The organism is Chitinophaga sedimenti, assembly GCF_023156195.1.
Classification (GTDB): domain Bacteria; phylum Bacteroidota; class Bacteroidia; order Chitinophagales; family Chitinophagaceae; genus Chitinophaga; species Chitinophaga sedimenti.
In genome coordinates, this window is record NZ_JAKUKA010000001.1 from 5,603,349 (window position 1) to 5,619,325 (window position 15,977).

At 43.0% G+C, this 15,977-nt stretch carries 16 protein-coding genes; 13 read left to right on the forward strand and 3 right to left on the reverse strand.

Features of this window, described 5'->3' with window-relative positions; genetic code table 11:
* Positions 1 to 1,163: 1,163 nt before the first annotated feature.
* The 6 genes from MKQ70_RS32245 to MKQ70_RS32270 all read left to right on the forward strand — a co-directional run bounded on the left by MKQ70_RS32245 (position 1,164) and on the right by MKQ70_RS32270 (position 7,213).
* Positions 1,164 to 2,822 carry a hypothetical protein gene (locus MKQ70_RS32245; protein ID WP_248078988.1) on the forward strand — a complete coding sequence of 553 codons (1,659 nt, stop codon included), beginning with the start codon at positions 1,164 to 1,166 and terminating at the stop codon, positions 2,820 to 2,822.
* Positions 2,823 to 2,904: 82 nt separating this feature from the next.
* Positions 2,905 to 3,384, forward strand: coding sequence for a hypothetical protein (locus MKQ70_RS32250; protein WP_248078991.1), 480 nt, complete (start codon positions 2,905 to 2,907; stop codon positions 3,382 to 3,384).
* A gap of 126 nt (positions 3,385 to 3,510) precedes the next feature.
* Positions 3,511 to 3,870: a hypothetical protein gene (locus MKQ70_RS32255; protein WP_248078993.1), complete on the forward strand. Its 360-nt coding sequence runs from the start codon at positions 3,511 to 3,513 to the stop codon at positions 3,868 to 3,870.
* Positions 3,852 to 4,502 (forward strand): hypothetical protein, encoded by a 651-nt coding sequence (locus MKQ70_RS32260; protein WP_248078996.1) that lies wholly within the window; start codon positions 3,852 to 3,854, stop codon positions 4,500 to 4,502. Before MKQ70_RS32255 ends, MKQ70_RS32260 begins: the two co-directional genes overlap by 19 nt.
* 88 nt (positions 4,503 to 4,590) lie before the next feature.
* Positions 4,591 to 5,103 carry a hypothetical protein gene (locus MKQ70_RS32265; RefSeq protein WP_248078999.1) on the forward strand — a complete coding sequence of 171 codons (513 nt, stop codon included), beginning with the start codon at positions 4,591 to 4,593 and terminating at the stop codon, positions 5,101 to 5,103.
* Between the two features lie 1,558 nt (positions 5,104 to 6,661).
* Positions 6,662 to 7,213, forward strand: coding sequence for a hypothetical protein (locus MKQ70_RS32270; protein ID WP_248079003.1), 552 nt, complete (start codon positions 6,662 to 6,664; stop codon positions 7,211 to 7,213).
* A gap of 338 nt (positions 7,214 to 7,551) precedes the next feature.
* Here the strand turns inward: MKQ70_RS32270 and MKQ70_RS32275 are convergent, their stop codons facing one another.
* Positions 7,552 to 8,091 (reverse strand): hypothetical protein, encoded by a 540-nt coding sequence (locus MKQ70_RS32275; RefSeq protein WP_248079006.1) that lies wholly within the window; start codon positions 8,089 to 8,091, stop codon positions 7,552 to 7,554.
* Positions 8,092 to 8,480: 389 nt separating this feature from the next.
* Here MKQ70_RS32275 and MKQ70_RS42980 point away from each other — a divergent pair, with 389 nt between their 5' ends.
* The 7 genes from MKQ70_RS42980 (at position 8,481) to MKQ70_RS32305 (ending at position 11,966) form a co-directional block, all read left to right on the forward strand.
* Positions 8,481 to 8,756, forward strand: a complete 276-nt coding sequence (locus MKQ70_RS42980) for a DUF4365 domain-containing protein (protein ID WP_372490050.1) — start codon at positions 8,481 to 8,483, stop codon at positions 8,754 to 8,756.
* Positions 8,717 to 9,148, forward strand: a complete 432-nt coding sequence (locus MKQ70_RS40275) for a DUF4365 domain-containing protein (RefSeq protein ID WP_308199579.1) — start codon at positions 8,717 to 8,719, stop codon at positions 9,146 to 9,148. The genes MKQ70_RS42980 and MKQ70_RS40275 overlap by 40 nt, the downstream gene beginning before the upstream one ends.
* Positions 9,148 to 10,158 (forward strand): hypothetical protein, encoded by a 1,011-nt coding sequence (locus tag MKQ70_RS32285; protein WP_248079019.1) that lies wholly within the window; start codon positions 9,148 to 9,150, stop codon positions 10,156 to 10,158. The genes MKQ70_RS40275 and MKQ70_RS32285 overlap by 1 nt, the downstream gene beginning before the upstream one ends.
* 18 nt (positions 10,159 to 10,176) lie before the next feature.
* Positions 10,177 to 10,773, forward strand: a complete 597-nt coding sequence (locus MKQ70_RS32290) for a hypothetical protein (protein WP_248079022.1) — start codon at positions 10,177 to 10,179, stop codon at positions 10,771 to 10,773.
* A gap of 11 nt (positions 10,774 to 10,784) precedes the next feature.
* Positions 10,785 to 11,351: a hypothetical protein gene (locus tag MKQ70_RS32295; RefSeq protein WP_248079024.1), complete on the forward strand. Its 567-nt coding sequence runs from the start codon at positions 10,785 to 10,787 to the stop codon at positions 11,349 to 11,351.
* Complete coding sequence (locus MKQ70_RS32300) at positions 11,345 to 11,740, forward strand: uracil-DNA glycosylase family protein (RefSeq protein WP_248079027.1); 396 nt, start codon at positions 11,345 to 11,347, stop codon at positions 11,738 to 11,740. The genes MKQ70_RS32295 and MKQ70_RS32300 overlap by 7 nt, the downstream gene beginning before the upstream one ends.
* Positions 11,741 to 11,807: 67 nt before the next feature.
* Positions 11,808 to 11,966, forward strand: coding sequence for a hypothetical protein (locus MKQ70_RS32305; RefSeq protein WP_248079030.1), 159 nt, complete (start codon positions 11,808 to 11,810; stop codon positions 11,964 to 11,966).
* A 170-nt stretch (positions 11,967 to 12,136) separates the two neighbouring features.
* Here MKQ70_RS32305 and MKQ70_RS32310 read toward each other — a convergent pair whose 3' ends face one another.
* Positions 12,137 to 13,810: a DUF4365 domain-containing protein gene (locus MKQ70_RS32310; RefSeq protein ID WP_282456917.1), complete on the reverse strand. Its 1,674-nt coding sequence runs from the start codon at positions 13,808 to 13,810 to the stop codon at positions 12,137 to 12,139.
* A gap of 156 nt (positions 13,811 to 13,966) precedes the next feature.
* Positions 13,967 to 15,286 carry a HEPN/Toprim-associated domain-containing protein gene (locus tag MKQ70_RS32315; RefSeq protein ID WP_248079036.1) on the reverse strand — a complete coding sequence of 440 codons (1,320 nt, stop codon included), beginning with the start codon at positions 15,284 to 15,286 and terminating at the stop codon, positions 13,967 to 13,969.
* Positions 15,287 to 15,977 lie beyond the last annotated feature (691 nt).

Genomic DNA, 15,977 nt, shown 5'->3' on the forward strand with positions numbered 1-15,977 from the left:
TTTTGCAACATGATTTCGGCGAATGATAAATGGGAGATGGTCTATTCTGGTGAAGGAGGCCTTTTTTACAAGGTGCCTGGCACCCATATAGCCATTAATACCTGTCTGGACAGGCGCTGATCGACTTTATAGAAATATGTCGCCAGGCTACAGGATCTCCGCAAGTTGTTCGCTCGGCAGTAAACGCGCTGCTGCAAAAAGGCGATACAATCGGGATATCAGTGTCGGTGCTTTCCCCACGCGGAATGGACTGGAAACAGGCTGCCATTACCATTGAGAGCTTTGTAAATCCGATAAATGCTGACGGGTTCGATTTTGTGCTGGAAATCGGTCGGCAGAATGACGTGCCTTACTCATCGCAAAGCTTGCGGCAGTTGGTAGGTGCGTGCCACTGGTGAGGTACTTTGACGCTCAGTTGCTCTAATCTATCAACCAAGACAATTTCCTATATAGCAGATTTTTTTTTTGTGATCTCGTTATCATTGCCCTGTGAAGTCCTTTCTGGCCATCGGCCAGAAAAGGCGTTTTACAGGAAAGTGGTATGCTTTGTAGCGCAGCCAATTTGCCTTTCAGCCGGGCGATTGGTGGCAGCGGGTATTTTCGCTTACCAAAGGGAGGGAGTAATCTCTCCCTTTTTTATTGAGTTACGAAAAAGAGCATATTGGCCTGCTACGGATATCAGGAAAACAATACTGCATTGTAGCTGCAGGTGGCTGAGGTAAATTAATTATATATTTTATGGACCTTAAATTTTAAGGTCTTTCGTTCTAAATGAATCAGGGCCTGGATTTGTCCAGGCCCTCTTTGTCAAGGGCAGGCGTTAGGAGAAGGAGACATTTATTCCATGACTGCGGTGTGGCAGCATTGCTTCAGCTTATATTGTCTACAGCACCTGAAGGGCAGGTGTAGATGAAATACAAAGTATAATCTTTTCAAAGGGGACCGGGCCTGGATTCTTCCAGGCCTTATTCATTGGTCATTTGCCAGTTCTCTGTTGTTTGCAGGCAATTCCGCTATAAGGTATTGGCAAGAAAGAAAAAATTGGTGCCTTAAAGGGAATTTTCGGATTTTAGTATGCTTGGTGGGCAAACGCCAAGATCTGCAAGAAGATTTTATATAAAACCTCAACGGCCGGTTACCCCTGGCTTATAAAATACGGATCGATGATCGATGATTTGCTTGATTTCTCAGTTTGGACGGCGCCAACTACTGAGCAAATCCTTAAAAATATGTCAGGCCAAAAGCCTAAGTCAGGACAAACCTCAATGAACAAACCAGCTGTCTGGCGGCATTTTAATAAAGAATTGTCGCCTTTGACAACCTATAAGTATCTCAAAGCCAGGTTTGGCGCCTCCAATGGGTTAACAATGTTGGGGAAAAGGCCGTCTATTGATAACTTAATCCACTGGCACTATGATATCCATTTACCAATGGGGCATATTAATTTTTACGGGCACAATAGTGGGCTTGAGATCATGGTATATCATAATGACTACCAGGTTGTTGATAAGGATCGGGAAAAGTTTGTAAATGCGTTGAAATCAAATTTCGGTGTCTATGGCAAACAGATGGGTGATTTGCCAAAAACATTTGAGACGTGGGAGTTGTTTATCAATCCCTTTGCCAGGTTAAGTGAGACGACTACATTGTTGTGGCAGGAACTCGAAGGGCTGGATCTCAACGAGGTGGCCAATATTACAGCTGGCGCAGATGCTGATGCGCAAACTATATATGATAGAAAGCTGAAGGGGTGGGCAGAATCTATTGAAAGAGCTGCTTCCTTGGGAATAACACTGCGGATGCTTTATCCTGTATTGTTAGAGTCATTTGTAAATTTTGTCATATATTATTTTCGGAGAGAGGACGTTGCTGCTGATGACAGGATGTACCAAACCGTGTTGCGTGCGCAGGTGGATATTCGCGTAAAATTTCTCCATATAAACTGTGAAAGTTTTACTGGTGCCATTGATGCGGAGGATGAGCGCTTTAAATCGTTTCAGACATTAATGAACGGTAGAAATGACTTTTTGCATGGAAACATCGATCCCCAGAGCAATAAGGTGGAGAAGTTTATTATAGACGATGGAAAGACCCCTGTTTTCAATGATGATGAAGGCATAATCAAGAAGATTATGAAAAAGTATGAGGTGGGGGTGACAAAAAAGGATGTGCTGTCGGATAAAAAAATTGTAGAGGAGTTTATTGAATTAATACTTGAAAAAATTGAAACGGAGAAGGCTACTAAATTTAAAAGATTAATGCTTGAACGGTTCCCGGGCATTAATAGTTCAAAACAGATAGAAGTGGTGCTGCCCGAGATGGTGGAAGGCAGGGTAGTTTTTAGCGGAGAGGAGTCTGATGACTCAGGATATAAATGGTTTGTGTCCGATGATGGCGCATTTGAATTGACTTTGCCGGTAAATTGGACGCATTGGTATGACCAGTATCATAAGTTTAAAGCCCGTGAACCCTACCGGTTTGAAAATATTACGTTTTCCCATCGGCAACTATCCAATAAGGAGAGAAAGGAAGAATTGAAATATTATAAAACGCTATACCCCCGAAAATTAGGAAACATTCAATATTATTTTGAAGTTGCATCGAATGACACAGAATTTGCATTTCGGTCCTATTTTGCAGTCAAGGAAAATACTCTGATCCATTTTACCTTTACCTATCCTAAAGATATGGCCAAAGATGTTGAAGGCCGGTCAACTGGCACACTTGTTCAAGAAGCAGAGAAGATTTTGGCGTCTATCAAATTGAATTCAAAGGATGAGGCTATAAAAGTGCTGGATACCTACAGGTTTGAGTCTTTTTAGGGGGATTGCGTCTGCACAACTGCTGCTATCCACAGCTTATGAGAATAATTCATTTTTCGAGGTGTTGGTCTTGTTGTCAAATATGATAGAGGCACTCCTTCGTATCTCGATTGTACTGAAATTGCAAACCCTCGGTGGCCATTCAAACATCGATCAGATATGGATATATCAGACTGAGTCGGAAGATGCAATTCCATTGGAGGTTGTTGTTACCAGTGCTATTGAGTGCGAAGTCATCGATAGGGAATTTGGGAAGGTGATACTACAATCCGAAAAGAAGAAGGAGTTCTATATCCGCAATTTCGTCCTGTCTCCGGTCTCGATCCCTGAAATCGAAAAATTTGCTTATTCACACTACAAGATAAGAGAAAAGCTGTCATTAATTCTGGAAGAGGTTGAAAAGGAGCAGATTGAAAAGCAAGTAGGCATGGTGAGAGTAGGAGCTATTAGCGACCCGGGATATTATGGCCGGTTTATAAAGGACAGGGTTGCCAATCATGCCCACTTTGAAGAGATAAGACTTCGGGCGCTTGAAAAGATTTCTCGATCTGAATCTCATTGAAACCACAATGTTCAATTTAACTAAATAATCATATACGAGCATGGTCATAGAATTATTGGACTTGGTTCGACGACTTACAAATCGATCTCTCCTTCTTCTTCTTCTCTTTTTTACGCCATTAATCTGGTGTCACCAATCGGGCTTCCGGATTGGGCGGGACTTGGAGCTGTGGAGAATAAGAAGGATTTTATGTTTAAGCTGCTCACAACAGCCGCCAGTTTTTTTGGCATCTTTCTAACTGTCATCACCATTGGGATCAATTTATACATTAAGTCGGCCAGGAGACAGGCCGTGTTAATCATGACCGAGAACCGTTGGATCAGAGCGATTTTTACCGTTGTTTTAGGAGTAACGCTCTATCTGCTGCTCGGTTTTATGATGATCGAGTCAGTCGGAATTATCAACCGGACGACTTTATTATATTCGAGTCTTGTATTGACCATTGTTCTTATCCGGCTATATTTCCAATGGCTATCCTTTCGGTGAAGGAGTCCATGTCAATAAAGTTTATTAGAAAAGTAATTAATAGGATCGACGATAGTGTTATCGATAATTATCCTAAACTTGATACAGTTACTGTTAGTCTTGAAGATATTGAACAGAACCCTCTAATGCTGGTTCGCAATATTGCAGTAGCAGCAGTCAATGATCGGGATTGGGCCTTACCACAACAAATTTTAGGGGATGTATTTGCAAAACTGGATTTGTCTGCACCAGCCTACAACCTTCATGATGAAAATGAGGTTCAGAAATTTGAAAAACGGTTCGAGTTGTGGATAATCATGGTAGATCGTGTTTACTATGAAGCAATAAAAGCCGGTGAGAATGGAATTATTGTTTCAATTATACAACGGGCACTACAGATAGACCTGAATATGCCTGTAGAAGGAGATGCCTACAGGGTAGTATCGACGGAGATGGCCTATCTAAGGCGGACCTTACTTCTTTATTTGCAAAACAAACCAATCGCAAAAGCCCAGGCTGATATTGTAGAAATTATTTACTACAATACGATAGAAAAGCTGAAAAGACTGCAGTATAAGGACGAAGAATTACAGTATGATTCTGATGCTCCAGAACGCAGGGGGCGGAGTTTAATTTTTATGTTGGAAATATAAGGGAGAATTTTACTGGTATTTTTATCATGCTATTCAAAATGACGTAGTCGGTATCTACACTGTTTTTAGGTTTAAATATCCGAAGCTGGTGGAGGATATATACAGGCTGGACAATCTTTCAGATTATCAAAAGTATCGGGTACATGAGATATTTATGGATGGTATCCCTGTATTGCTGGATGAGACAGCAAAAAAGAAGAAATCCCTTGAATTGTGGATAACCAACCCAATACGAATTGCAAGGAATTACATCCATAATCCCCTTGTGGCCGAAGGTGAATTGGGAATCTACAGGCAGCAAATACTGACGCTTGCTGATAATAGTCTTATGAAACAAGCCGATGCAATGGGGTTTTTCCAGGTACTCCTTGATCTACTACGTAGCAAAGAACCCGGAATGCCGAAACTTCGCATTGCCCAATACGTAATATTTTTTGCCCATAAATTGATCAATCACCCTAAAGTGGAAAATCATGAAAAATCAGATATACGAATTTTTCTGATTCGTTTTAAGGCTGACTTTATCAATAAAGACGACTCTATCTTTCCGGTGAGAGGGCCATTCATGAAGATGTTCGGGGACTTTATCAAAAAAGCGTAGTTAGTTGTCCCATACCAGTTGCAACATTATTCCTCCTATATAGCATAATGGATTTTTATTGGTAGGTAACATTGTCACGCAAACGATCATTCCTCCAGGTGACTGTTAGCGAAGTGTATCTATCACTTATAAAATCTAATAATGCCATGAAATCATTTAAGGCCGCTATGCTTTTGCTGTGCGTAGGCGCAGCATCATGCTCAAAAGACAGGATCGAGCCACGATTCCTGTCCGTAGTCACTGAACCCATTCCCAGGCCCCTCAGCAAGCCGGTTCGCACGCTGGTTGAAAGCCAGTCCAATCAAGTGACGCAGCTTATTTCCTCGGTGCCTATCAGCCAGGGGGCTCTGATAACAGTTGAGAGAGGATCTGAGCCCATTTTTTCTCCGATTAAGGAGGTGGTTCCTGCCATTATCAAATAACTGGTTGTTTTATAATGCATTATAAGAGGCGCTGGCTTCGTAGGATAATAGCATCTCAAAAGTTGTGTCACCAAGGACACAAGTACGGTACGTAACGGAGTGGCGCATTCGACTGTGCTACTCCTTTTTTATAGTTGTAGATGTTTAGACCTCGGATGGCGCCCGGGGAGGTGATAAATGTCAATGTGTCAAAATAACGCTAACGTTCAGGGTGTAGTACTTTATTCGATGTAACAAATAGATTGTCAATAATAAACGCTCACACTGATCGATAGTTGTTTAAGGTTGTAGATGATTTGCTGAAGTTATCTGCCACAAAGGGTTTTGCGGGAATTTTTGACGCCAATCTTAGTTTTTTTCAGTTTGGTTTATATATCTTCATTTCCAAGAGAAGAACCGCAATTGAATGCATATTGCATTTCGATTCGTTTAATCGGCAATGTTGTTGCCGATTGAAACTTTTAATCAACGTTAGTGTGCCTTTTGTAAAACAACGCCTACCTTTAGGAACCTTCATTAAAAGATCCCGCAATCTATGTACACAAGAGAAAAAGTTCGATATGAAGAGACGTCTATTGTTATGTTTGTTGGCATCCCACAGTTTATTATGCGGGCTATCATGTTGGAAGCCCAAGGAATTGATCGGAGGCATGCTGCCTGAAACGCCTTTAATCACCGAAAGGCTCAACAGCCGGGCAAATTATTTTGCCAATCAGAATTATGTAGGCGGATATGAAAGCGGCCGTAACTACTTTCTGATGACGTCGTTGGTAAATGTTGCCATTATTCCGGACAGTACTAAATATCGGGATACCTTGCTGAACCGGCATTTTAACCGATTTTATGAAGCGGTGCTTTTCGATCAGAGAAATAATGACGAGCTGTTAAACAGTGTACAACTCCGGTATTACATTGTTTATCATGATACTATTACAGGGAGGCAGTTGCATCGTGAGTATTTTTTTCCGCTTAATAAGTACCCTTTAAAGGAGAAATAGGGTTTCAGTACAGGTTGCTGGCAGGCTTTATTTATCAGCATTGTCTACTACTGCGTTTATCCATTTTGTGTAATTTTTACATTTATGCTTTTGGGTACGATGGACGGTCATGGCTGTCGGTTCAAAACAAACGTAAATATGAACGATAGAAACGGAATGGTAGCAATGCTTGGCGAGGATTTTCCAGTAGTGAGCCTGTATATTAAAATGATAAAGGAGCTGCGCAGTCTGGATAAAAATGCCAAAGGAATGCTGACCGGTCCTCAGCTTATACAAACCTGGCAGTACCGGCAACAACAAGCAGGCGAAGGCGCCTTGACAGAAGGATGGAACATCAGTGTCTGTGGCTTCAAACATCCGACCACCTCAGCGGCATATTTCACCATAGAGTCTCTGTCTGGTTCAGTTTCGGAACAGGGTTCATTGTTGTTGGCTGATACAAAAGGCAACGTTTTCTTCGTGGTCAGCCTGGGCCATATCCCTGGTCAGTTTCGTTGCGAGTATTACAACGCCTTAAAGGAAAAGCAGTTTGCAGAGGCGGTGTGTGCAATTGTCAAGGTCGCCGCTGCAAGAGAATTGAGTCTGATGGAGGTATTTACACACCAGCATTTCAATATCCCGAACTTAAAGAAGGTGCTCAGGCCCTACGACCTCAAACTCATCATAACAGGGGCGGTGGCGGAATGTTAGTTTACGCCGCCCTGCAATTTGCCGGGGCAGGATCTGCAATTGATTTCAGCCGTTAACCAATCCTTATCCGGCATCCCTGCCGCCCCAGCCCGGCAGGAAATTTTCGGACATCACGTCACCCTGTGACCGAATACAGTAAATATGTCTTATTTTTGGTTACTCTCCCTTTAGCTTTATATCCAGGGTTGCGACTTTGCAACCACCATGACAAATACCCATTTTTCCGGCTATTACATTTTTCCATCTGCAACCGCGTTATAAGCGCAACTGATAGATTTATTTGATGCTTCTATATTAAAGAACATGCCGGGTTATTACCCGGCATGCATTTTTTGCGGCTACAGGCGATAGCCCTGCGTGATTCTTGCACATACGGCAGTCCAGAAGTATTTTTGTTCCGCTGCAATATCTGCCTGAATGTACTGGATGCAGATCGCGTTTACGACTTTGGCCGCCTGGGCCGGGTCTTCAAGCCTGTAAAGTTGGTCATCCACTGAACTCCTTACGACCAGTGCCAGTATAAGCCGGCCGTCAGGAAAGGCATTGACCAGTTTCTGTCCCCATATTCCGATGACCATGTCTTTGGTCGCATCTGATTTTGCGGCTGCAACGATGTCGCCGTTGTTAGGGATGGATACGTCGATTGTACGGTTATGCGCTGCTACCTGGCCAAATCTTACATTGTCTTCATCGGGGAAGGGAAACCGAAAAACGAAAACGTTAGGTGCAAGGTATGACGCGGGAAAGGCATTGCCTTCTTCCCATTTAAGACGACCATAGCCGTATTCCTCTTTGTAACGTTGATAGGAAACATAATAAAGAAGTTCACAGGTACCGATCTTGACCGGTCTTCCTTTGTAATTCACGTACTCGCCCATGATGTTTAATTTTTAGAAGGTGAGAGAAAAAAGCAAAAACATTTCCCTCCCAGCGCCCCCTTCCGTGATGGCTTTCATTCCCGCCGCGATGCCGGCTACACCAGGCTTTGCCCAAAAAAATACGACCGCAGTCCATTGACAAATTATCATGGACGTGGTGGAGATTTTTTGGAGCAAACTTTAGCGGTTCATCGCCCCAGAGGGCGATGAACACGGCCTTGGTTAGCCCTGTGTGCCGGAGCTTTGCCAGCCACGAAAGGGGGCATGCTTTGCATCTATGGTCCTTAAGTAGTGTGTTGTAAAATGGGCAGTGCATAAATGATTCAGTTCTGTTGCCAGTGTAATGAGGTATTGGGTATGGCAATAGAAAAATTTATCTTTAGTTATCTATGGCATTATCTGATAGACCAAGGGTCGATACATTCGCCAATAACTCCGCTGAAAGCGTAAGGGCATTGACAGCGCTGTTTTACGAACCGAATGGTTACATATCAAGGGCGGATATTCCGGACAAGGGATGCGATTACTTTATAGAGGTGGTCCATGATGGCGATGCCAAAATGTGGAGGTTTCCTTTGCAGCTTAAAAGTGTACAGTCGCCGAAGTATGTCGATGGGGGCGTTTCATCTCCTACAATTTCGAATTGTCCCGACTGGGATATCTGATGGAGTATAAGCCAGTGGTCGGGATGGTGGTCTTTTACTCTGTGCCTGATGGAAAGTTATATTACGACTACGTAGATAACATTTACTTCCGGCTCAAAGATGCACACGAAGATGATAGTTGGGAGCAACAGGATAGTGTTAACATTCGGATTCCGGTTAAAAATGAATTAACGCATCAGTCTGTACAGCAGATACATGCGTACATGCGCAAAACCTTTACCAACTTTAACGACATGTACGCCCGGCATGCTTACGATCACGGATTACCGATTGCGCGTACTGGTCTTGAGAAGACGACGTATCTTCCTCCCCAGAATATACCCGAACGGGCGCTCAGGCAATACGGGATGTATTTTTACAAAGTGGCCAGCTCAAGAAGTTGTTTCAAATAGTGTCGGTAATTCCCAACATAACACTAACCGGTGATCCTTTATTGTCGATCACTGCGGGTATGGCCTACCATGAGATTGGGATGTACATTGACGCCCAGTACTATCTGGCCAAGGGGCTGTATAGACCAGAGATTGATCGCAATTTGAAATTATCTGCAGAATGGGCAACCGTAATAAATGATTATAACTTATACAGATATAACAGGCGGGAGTTTATTGATCATCTGATACGGTTGAGGACAGAATACTTTGACCTTGTTAAAGGTGATCTTGCCATTGACCTCTATATTCAGAAGTACAAAATATTGGAGGAGCCGGTAGAAGTACTTCAGGCGGAGAATACAGAGTTAACCATAGAGGAAAACGATCGGAAAATTGTGCGGAGCAAATTAAAAGCCGGCGAAAAATTGATGCTCCAGGTAATGAATGCGGAAAATTATGGGAGGTATCTTCAACGGTTGCGCGAACAGCAATGTATAGCGGCTGAAAATCAATTTGCCCTTGATGGAACACCAGATATTGAAAATTTATTGGCTCAATCTCACCTAATTGATACGAAGATGTCATCATTTCAGGGAAAGATTTTGTCATTGGGGCAACAGGCGAGTAAGTATAATAATGCTTTTGTTGAAGCGGAGTCTTATGCCATCCTTGGGGGAATCCACTTAAATATAGAATTGGCCCTGTTAGCGCTTGAGGGGTGGAACCATGCAATGCTGCATGATGATCATGAACAGATTATGGCAAATCATATAAATTTAATTAGTCGGGCCAGTATGCTATTTGCTCAGGAAGGCTACTTGGGAAGGTCTTATCAACAGATTTGTAATGCAATTGAGCTTATACATATTTCGGAATTCTATAAATTCAAACCAGTTTTCGACAAGCCAAGCCTTCGAGACGCTATGGTGGGGCTGGAGCAGAAATTACAGTTGCGGCCCTATACCTTTCAGGCAGTTGAATTGATCAAAGCAAGGAATAAAAACCGTGCTGTCTCTAATAATCCCTAAATCCAATATTGATATTCCATGTTATTTAATAAATTCCGGCTTTCGGGCAAAAGTGCCGGTGCTCGCCTCAAATTGTCCGGCGTTGCTGCCATTACCACCTGGGAGCAATATTACGAGTCCTATACTGATACGCTGAATGCTATCATGTCAGCAGGCATTGGTCAGGGGTATCCTTATAATTGCAATGCCAGGCCGATATTGTTTTTGATGCGACATTGTCTGGAGCTGCAATTAAAAGCCGAAGCTGCCAGGCAGGGGCTCCCGGTGCCGCTCAGCCATGACTTTAAGGATATGGCCGAGCCCTTTGGCGGAATCGCTGCGCTTCCTGAAAAGCTACAGACGCTTATCAGTACCATAGACAGGGATCCGGATGGATCCTGTTATCGGTATGCCCGTGACCCTACTACCGGGGAATTGTATTTTCCGGGAGGCAGCCAGGTAGAAACGAGTAAATTCTTTAAAGACCATGCTGACATGGTGGTAGCCGGGATCTATGGGGCAAGGTCCATTTCTCCCGCTATTGATTTTGACAACAAACACAGAGAGTGGGATCTGACATTTCACATGGGGAGAGCAATACCATGTGGAAAATTAGGAGCCAGTATAATGGGGTAATCGAAGTGCTTTTGGAGCAAATCCTTAGCGGTACTGTTCGACTGCAGCAGGTCTATGTTCCTTTGCTTTTCTTAATTCGTCATTCTCTGGAACTTGTTCTTAAGGCCAATGTCGCTGACGCAGAAAAATATCTGCCAGGAATTAATGACCCCAGACTTAAGCGGGAACATAAACTAACGCAGGTACTGCGGCATTTCAGCACATTCCTCGATAGTTTGGATTTACGTAAAATGCCAAGGCCGTTAAGGAAAAAACTGGCCAGGTTCAGGCGTATGTACAGTGATCTGAATACTACCCTCCATCAATTGGATATCCACTCCAGGGTATTTCGGTTCCCAACAGATAAGGAGGGGAATGTTCAGGCGATATCCACCAGTCGGATAAACATGCAAAAGATCATCGAGCTTTTATATTACACCGATAGCTTTCTAACGTTCACGGACTTGGTGCTGTTGGACCTTGGTATCATCGGACCTAAGCAGAAAACCAAATCCGTCAGGCTGGCAGACCGGCTGCTAATCGGTGCCGACCGACACCAGGGCCGTAAAGGACGTAACAATAAATTTTTTGCATGTTAAACAACGTGACGCATCATTCCACAGTTGAGGATCATCCATTTCTTCCGCACATTCCGGCTGGCGCCCGATCACTGATGCTCGGCACGTTCCCGCCGGTGATCAAAAGAAAGTTTGAATTTTTCTATCCTAATCGGCGGAATTCTTTTTGGGCGGTTGTTTCATCGATAGCCGGAGCGTCCTTGAATTCCTATGAAGGAGACAAGGCGGTGGAAGAGCGGAAGCGGATACTTGACCATTTGGGACTGGCCATTGCGGATATGGGAGGGCAGGTGTTGCGGATCTATCCCGGTTCTGCAGATACCAGCATTGCACCCGTTACCTACACCAATATCCCCGGAGCTGTTGGAGCGGACGCCTACCATTACCAATGTTATTTGCGGGTCCAGTAGTGGCCAAAGCAGTACAGCTTCCTGGTTGCAATATTACCTTGCCGGTAATGGGATAAGCGTCTCCTTGATGGGCCAGGGGCTTCCTCGTCGTTACCAGGTCAGGATGGCGGGCAGAGATATCACCATCCACGTGGTTTGTTCCACCTCCAGCCGCTTTCATTCTGACCTGCAGGTACTGATCGGGCAGTATGCTCAGGCAATAGCCTGGGAAGATGTGGTGAGGTAGGTTGTTGCATAATATGGGGGCTGGAGTTTTGCCCGCTCTGATAACAATAAAAAAAAATAAAGGGATCAATTGGAAGGGGAGGTAAATCGCTCAGTTCACTTATTTTAATGGAACTTGTAGAACTGCGCCTAAGGACTTGGACATGTTGTGACGTATGAAGGGCACGGGGCCTACTCCGTTTCAGGTACTGTTATATAGTCCTCAATTAATTTTATGGATGGCGGGATATAAGATGGCAAATCGAGATCATTACGTACTTTTTCATAAATTCTCGTTAAGCCTTCGTCATCTATCTCTATTTCCACTTGGTAGAATTGAACCAGGGCCTTAAGTTCAAGCATTAGGCATAAGGACCGATATGCCTGATGAATATAGTGAGACTTTACGAAATTTCGATATGCGATGTTGGCATTTTTAAGGCAATTTAATAATTGTGTTTTTCGCTCCTCCTGCGAAAAGGCAGATTTAGGAATTTTATTCACAAGCATAGCCCGTTGGAGAATTAAGCTCTTTTCTGCTATAAGATAGCTGGACTCTCCATCTAATATCTTCCAACCATTTTCTTGTGCGACCGACCGAACGTGCTCGGCTTCCTTAAGAAAACCATTTTGAAGATTAAGAATGTAATCTGCAGCTTCCTGTTTTATATGCGCTGGAACAATTTCTCCGTCTGCCTCTAATTTTCGATTAATTGCAAGAAAAAACGCATTCATCTTTAACATTAGGGTGCCGCGATTCTGCGCATTGAGAACTAATAAATGACATTTCTCTTGTTCATCAATTGTCAGATTTTGGATTCTTTTTGAAAACCGATCAAAACCTGATACAATGTCCACTGGAAATGCCATCTGGGGGACGACATCCTGAATTTTGCACGCTTCTAACGCCAATTCAATCATTATGGTGTTTTGAGGTAATCCTGATGACTCGTTTTCAAGAAGGGCTTCCATTTGCACGTAGTAGTCACTGCGGTTTATGTTGCCAAGCCTTGCTTTATTCTGCAGTTTAGTCCATTCCATAGCCGATGTTTGAACAGGCTGCAGATTTCGATGCCGGCTGAGCTTTCCAAGCATATATTCCGCATCAATGTCTAAATCGATCTCATTGTAAAGTTGTGCACAAAGAAGGCAGAGTTCAGCATCGTTGACGATTTGAGTTATTGGTAATGATTCGAGTCGACTCCGTAGCGTTCCTACATCTCTGCGAAGTAACAGTGAAATTCCATATTTTTTCAGGAATGTTACAGTGTCTTCTTTGGGTACATTACTCTCTGCTGAAGTTGATTGAGGCTCCAGAACAGGGAGTTCATAGTTCAATCCGTAGTCCTCATACATTGACTTGAGATTGGCAAACATCTTTGACAGATCGCAATGAATGGATTTGATGGCCGTCGCATCTAAGATGTTAGCGGTTGGAATGTGAAGTTTGACAGTTTCATTCATTTTCCACAAACCCTTAGGATCGTGATCTCTCAAACGCAGGTAAGCATCCTTAACATAGGTGTAATAGGAAATGTCATTTCCGGTGTCATACACAACAATTAATGCAGCATAAGGCCGGTGCGCCAAAAGGTAATTTAGGGTTGCTGTTTTAAAGGAGTAAGCTATGTATTTCCCCTTTCCAATTATTTTTGGGGTAGCGATACTTTTATGCTGAACTGGAAACTTGTTTCCGGTGCATTCCATATCTTCACATAACTCAACCATGTAGTCGCACCCAAAATCGGGCAACTCCTGTCGAGCTATAAAGCCGTTATTCATCGAGAAATGCTCCTTGAATCTGGTAAGGCCCTTATCAGAATTAACAGCAGATTTGTCATATTTGGGTCTATCAGAATAACTCATAAAGCGAATACACCTGGTCGTTAAATATACGGAAGGTTTTGGTGTTTACCATTAAGTATCGCGTTGATTATAGAAGGCAATACTTTGAAGGTCGCTACATTGATGAGAAGCCGAATGGTTTCTTTTTTAATTAAGGTTCATAAAATTGTCTTCGATTCATGCTTGGTCGTCCATTTCGGAGACTCCATTAAATTGAACTGAGTTATTTGATGATACGATAGATATGATGTGATCGAGGATTAGGCACATCCCTGTCCAGTCATGCTCGAGAGTTGATCCGCCCTTTTCCGCTACACTTAAAATGGTTCTAAATCTATCCTGAATAAGAGACTTTTGCTCAATTTCACCCTGATAACTTTGAGATCCCTTAACGAAACCTCCCCATCTTACCGGTATAAATGCACCGAAATCATCTTTTAGAATATTGGTGCCCAAGTAGAGCTCAATGGAGCAGGCGCGGCCATTGATGTCTCCATCTGTCGTGCCATTTGGTCCAATCGTTGGATATGTGCGGGCAAAGTCCAAATCGGGTAAAATGGTGACGTTTATGTTTGTTGGAAGACTTAACTTTTGAAGCGCCAGTACAGAATTTTGCCCAGCAGAGTCGTTGTCAAACACGGCTACAATGTTGTTGGCAATTCCTGACGCCGCGAGCGTCTTGATAGTTCGTTCCAGACCAGATGTTCCCGCGTCTGGCTTGCTGGCGGTAATATCCAAAAACGAGAAATATTCAGACAAGTGGGGTCGCAAAAGCGCAAATGATCTTGATAGAAAGTTCAGGTCAGTTGTGCCCTCAGTTAAAATCAGCGTTTTCTGAAACGATTGTGACCGCCTCGCTTCGCCCATTGCCGTGTTGAGGCAAATAGGTTCATTTTTTTCGTAATGCCCGGAGTAAATAAGTGAGGTGACGTCTAAAACTAACTCGGAAGATTCTTCAACTGCTTCCAGTATTGCACGAAGGCCAAGGCCCAATTCGGCGGAAGGATAACTCAATACCCACTCTCCTATTACACCTTGATCGATTATAAAGGTAGCCAGATCATCATGGGCTCTGTTTCTGGTGTTATCAAGGTTTCTGTATTTCACTTCATTTTCAATGATAGAAGCTGTGATTGCAAGCCATGCCTTAAACCCTTGGTTTATAAGTTCTTTGATTTTTACCTGACCAAGCTCGAATGAGATATTTTCAAATGAGCTGAGCTTGTCTTTTAATAAATATTCATATTCCAGAATGGCTCGTTCCAGTTTGAACCCTAAAAGCTCTAACCTCTCCTTAACAATAGACGCCGTAGCGGCATACTCAATACAATCGACAAGCTCGCCATCTTCTATTGGGGAAGTATAATATTCGCTGAAATGCACACGTCTGATCCTCCTATTGCTTTCAGAAAAAATGAGAGCATAAAAGGGGTTTATGTAACTTTTAGAAGAATCAAACTCGTAACCGGCAATTTTAATACTGCAATAACTTCCCATATTTTTTTACCTGCGATTTAGCGTAACAGAACAACAACGTCTTTTAACGCTAAAATACCGCTAAATTATGTTTTGAGAAGTGTACGAATATGTTAACATGTTAGTATTTCGCCATGTGACCAGGAGCTTCTCCCTCAGAAACCTAAACAAACAATGTAAATCATATAGCCTTACGTGGTGTTTCTTCACAATCATCCGCTATTACTTAGACTTGCAGATATTTATCCATCAATACTCCCAAGCGATTTCCTGGCAACGTATAAGGAGGTAGAGATTTCATCAGGACGCTCTGGATCTCTGATGGTGTTCTTGTTTTGATAGCTTCTAAAAAGCAAGATGTCGACGTGTCCGTATTATTTTCTGAGCCGTACCACACTTGCATGCCCGGTATGTCCTTCGGTCCAAAAACATTACCTTTATTATATATCTCCAACAAATGAGTAAGCGTGTGGGGTTGGGTAAAAAAATGGGCATTATCCCGTCAGCTTCACCGGTAGCTTGCATGACAACGTGTACCTGCTGCATTTCATTCAGGATGTATTTGGCGAGAGCCGGTTTGTTCATCCTAATGTCAAGGGGCTGAATATAAAATAACTGTTCAACATCGTCTATTATGACCGTAAGTCCGGTTAAGAGCGAATCGGAATAAAAAGAAATGTCAACAATACTGAGGCCCGGATGCTTAAATAAT

Coding starts and splice junctions, on each gene's coding strand:
- MKQ70_RS32310 (WP_282456917.1), bottom strand. CDS start 13,810: ATGAGTTATTCTGATAGACCCAAATATGACAAATCTGCTGTTAATTCT.
- MKQ70_RS32270 (WP_248079003.1), top strand. CDS start 6,662: ATGAACGATAGAAACGGAATGGTAGCAATGCTTGGCGAGGATTTTCCA.
- MKQ70_RS32315 (WP_248079036.1), bottom strand. CDS start 15,286: ATGGGAAGTTATTGCAGTATTAAAATTGCCGGTTACGAGTTTGATTCT.
- MKQ70_RS32250 (WP_248078991.1), top strand. CDS start 2,905: ATGATAGAGGCACTCCTTCGTATCTCGATTGTACTGAAATTGCAAACC.
- MKQ70_RS32290 (WP_248079022.1), top strand. CDS start 10,177: ATGTTATTTAATAAATTCCGGCTTTCGGGCAAAAGTGCCGGTGCTCGC.
- MKQ70_RS32300 (WP_248079027.1), top strand. CDS start 11,345: ATGTTAAACAACGTGACGCATCATTCCACAGTTGAGGATCATCCATTT.
- MKQ70_RS42980 (WP_372490050.1), top strand. CDS start 8,481: ATGGCATTATCTGATAGACCAAGGGTCGATACATTCGCCAATAACTCC.
- MKQ70_RS32245 (WP_248078988.1), top strand. CDS start 1,164: ATGATCGATGATTTGCTTGATTTCTCAGTTTGGACGGCGCCAACTACT.
- MKQ70_RS32305 (WP_248079030.1), top strand. CDS start 11,808: ATGGGCCAGGGGCTTCCTCGTCGTTACCAGGTCAGGATGGCGGGCAGA.
- MKQ70_RS32275 (WP_248079006.1), bottom strand. CDS start 8,091: ATGGGCGAGTACGTGAATTACAAAGGAAGACCGGTCAAGATCGGTACC.
- MKQ70_RS32260 (WP_248078996.1), top strand. CDS start 3,852: ATGGCTATCCTTTCGGTGAAGGAGTCCATGTCAATAAAGTTTATTAGA.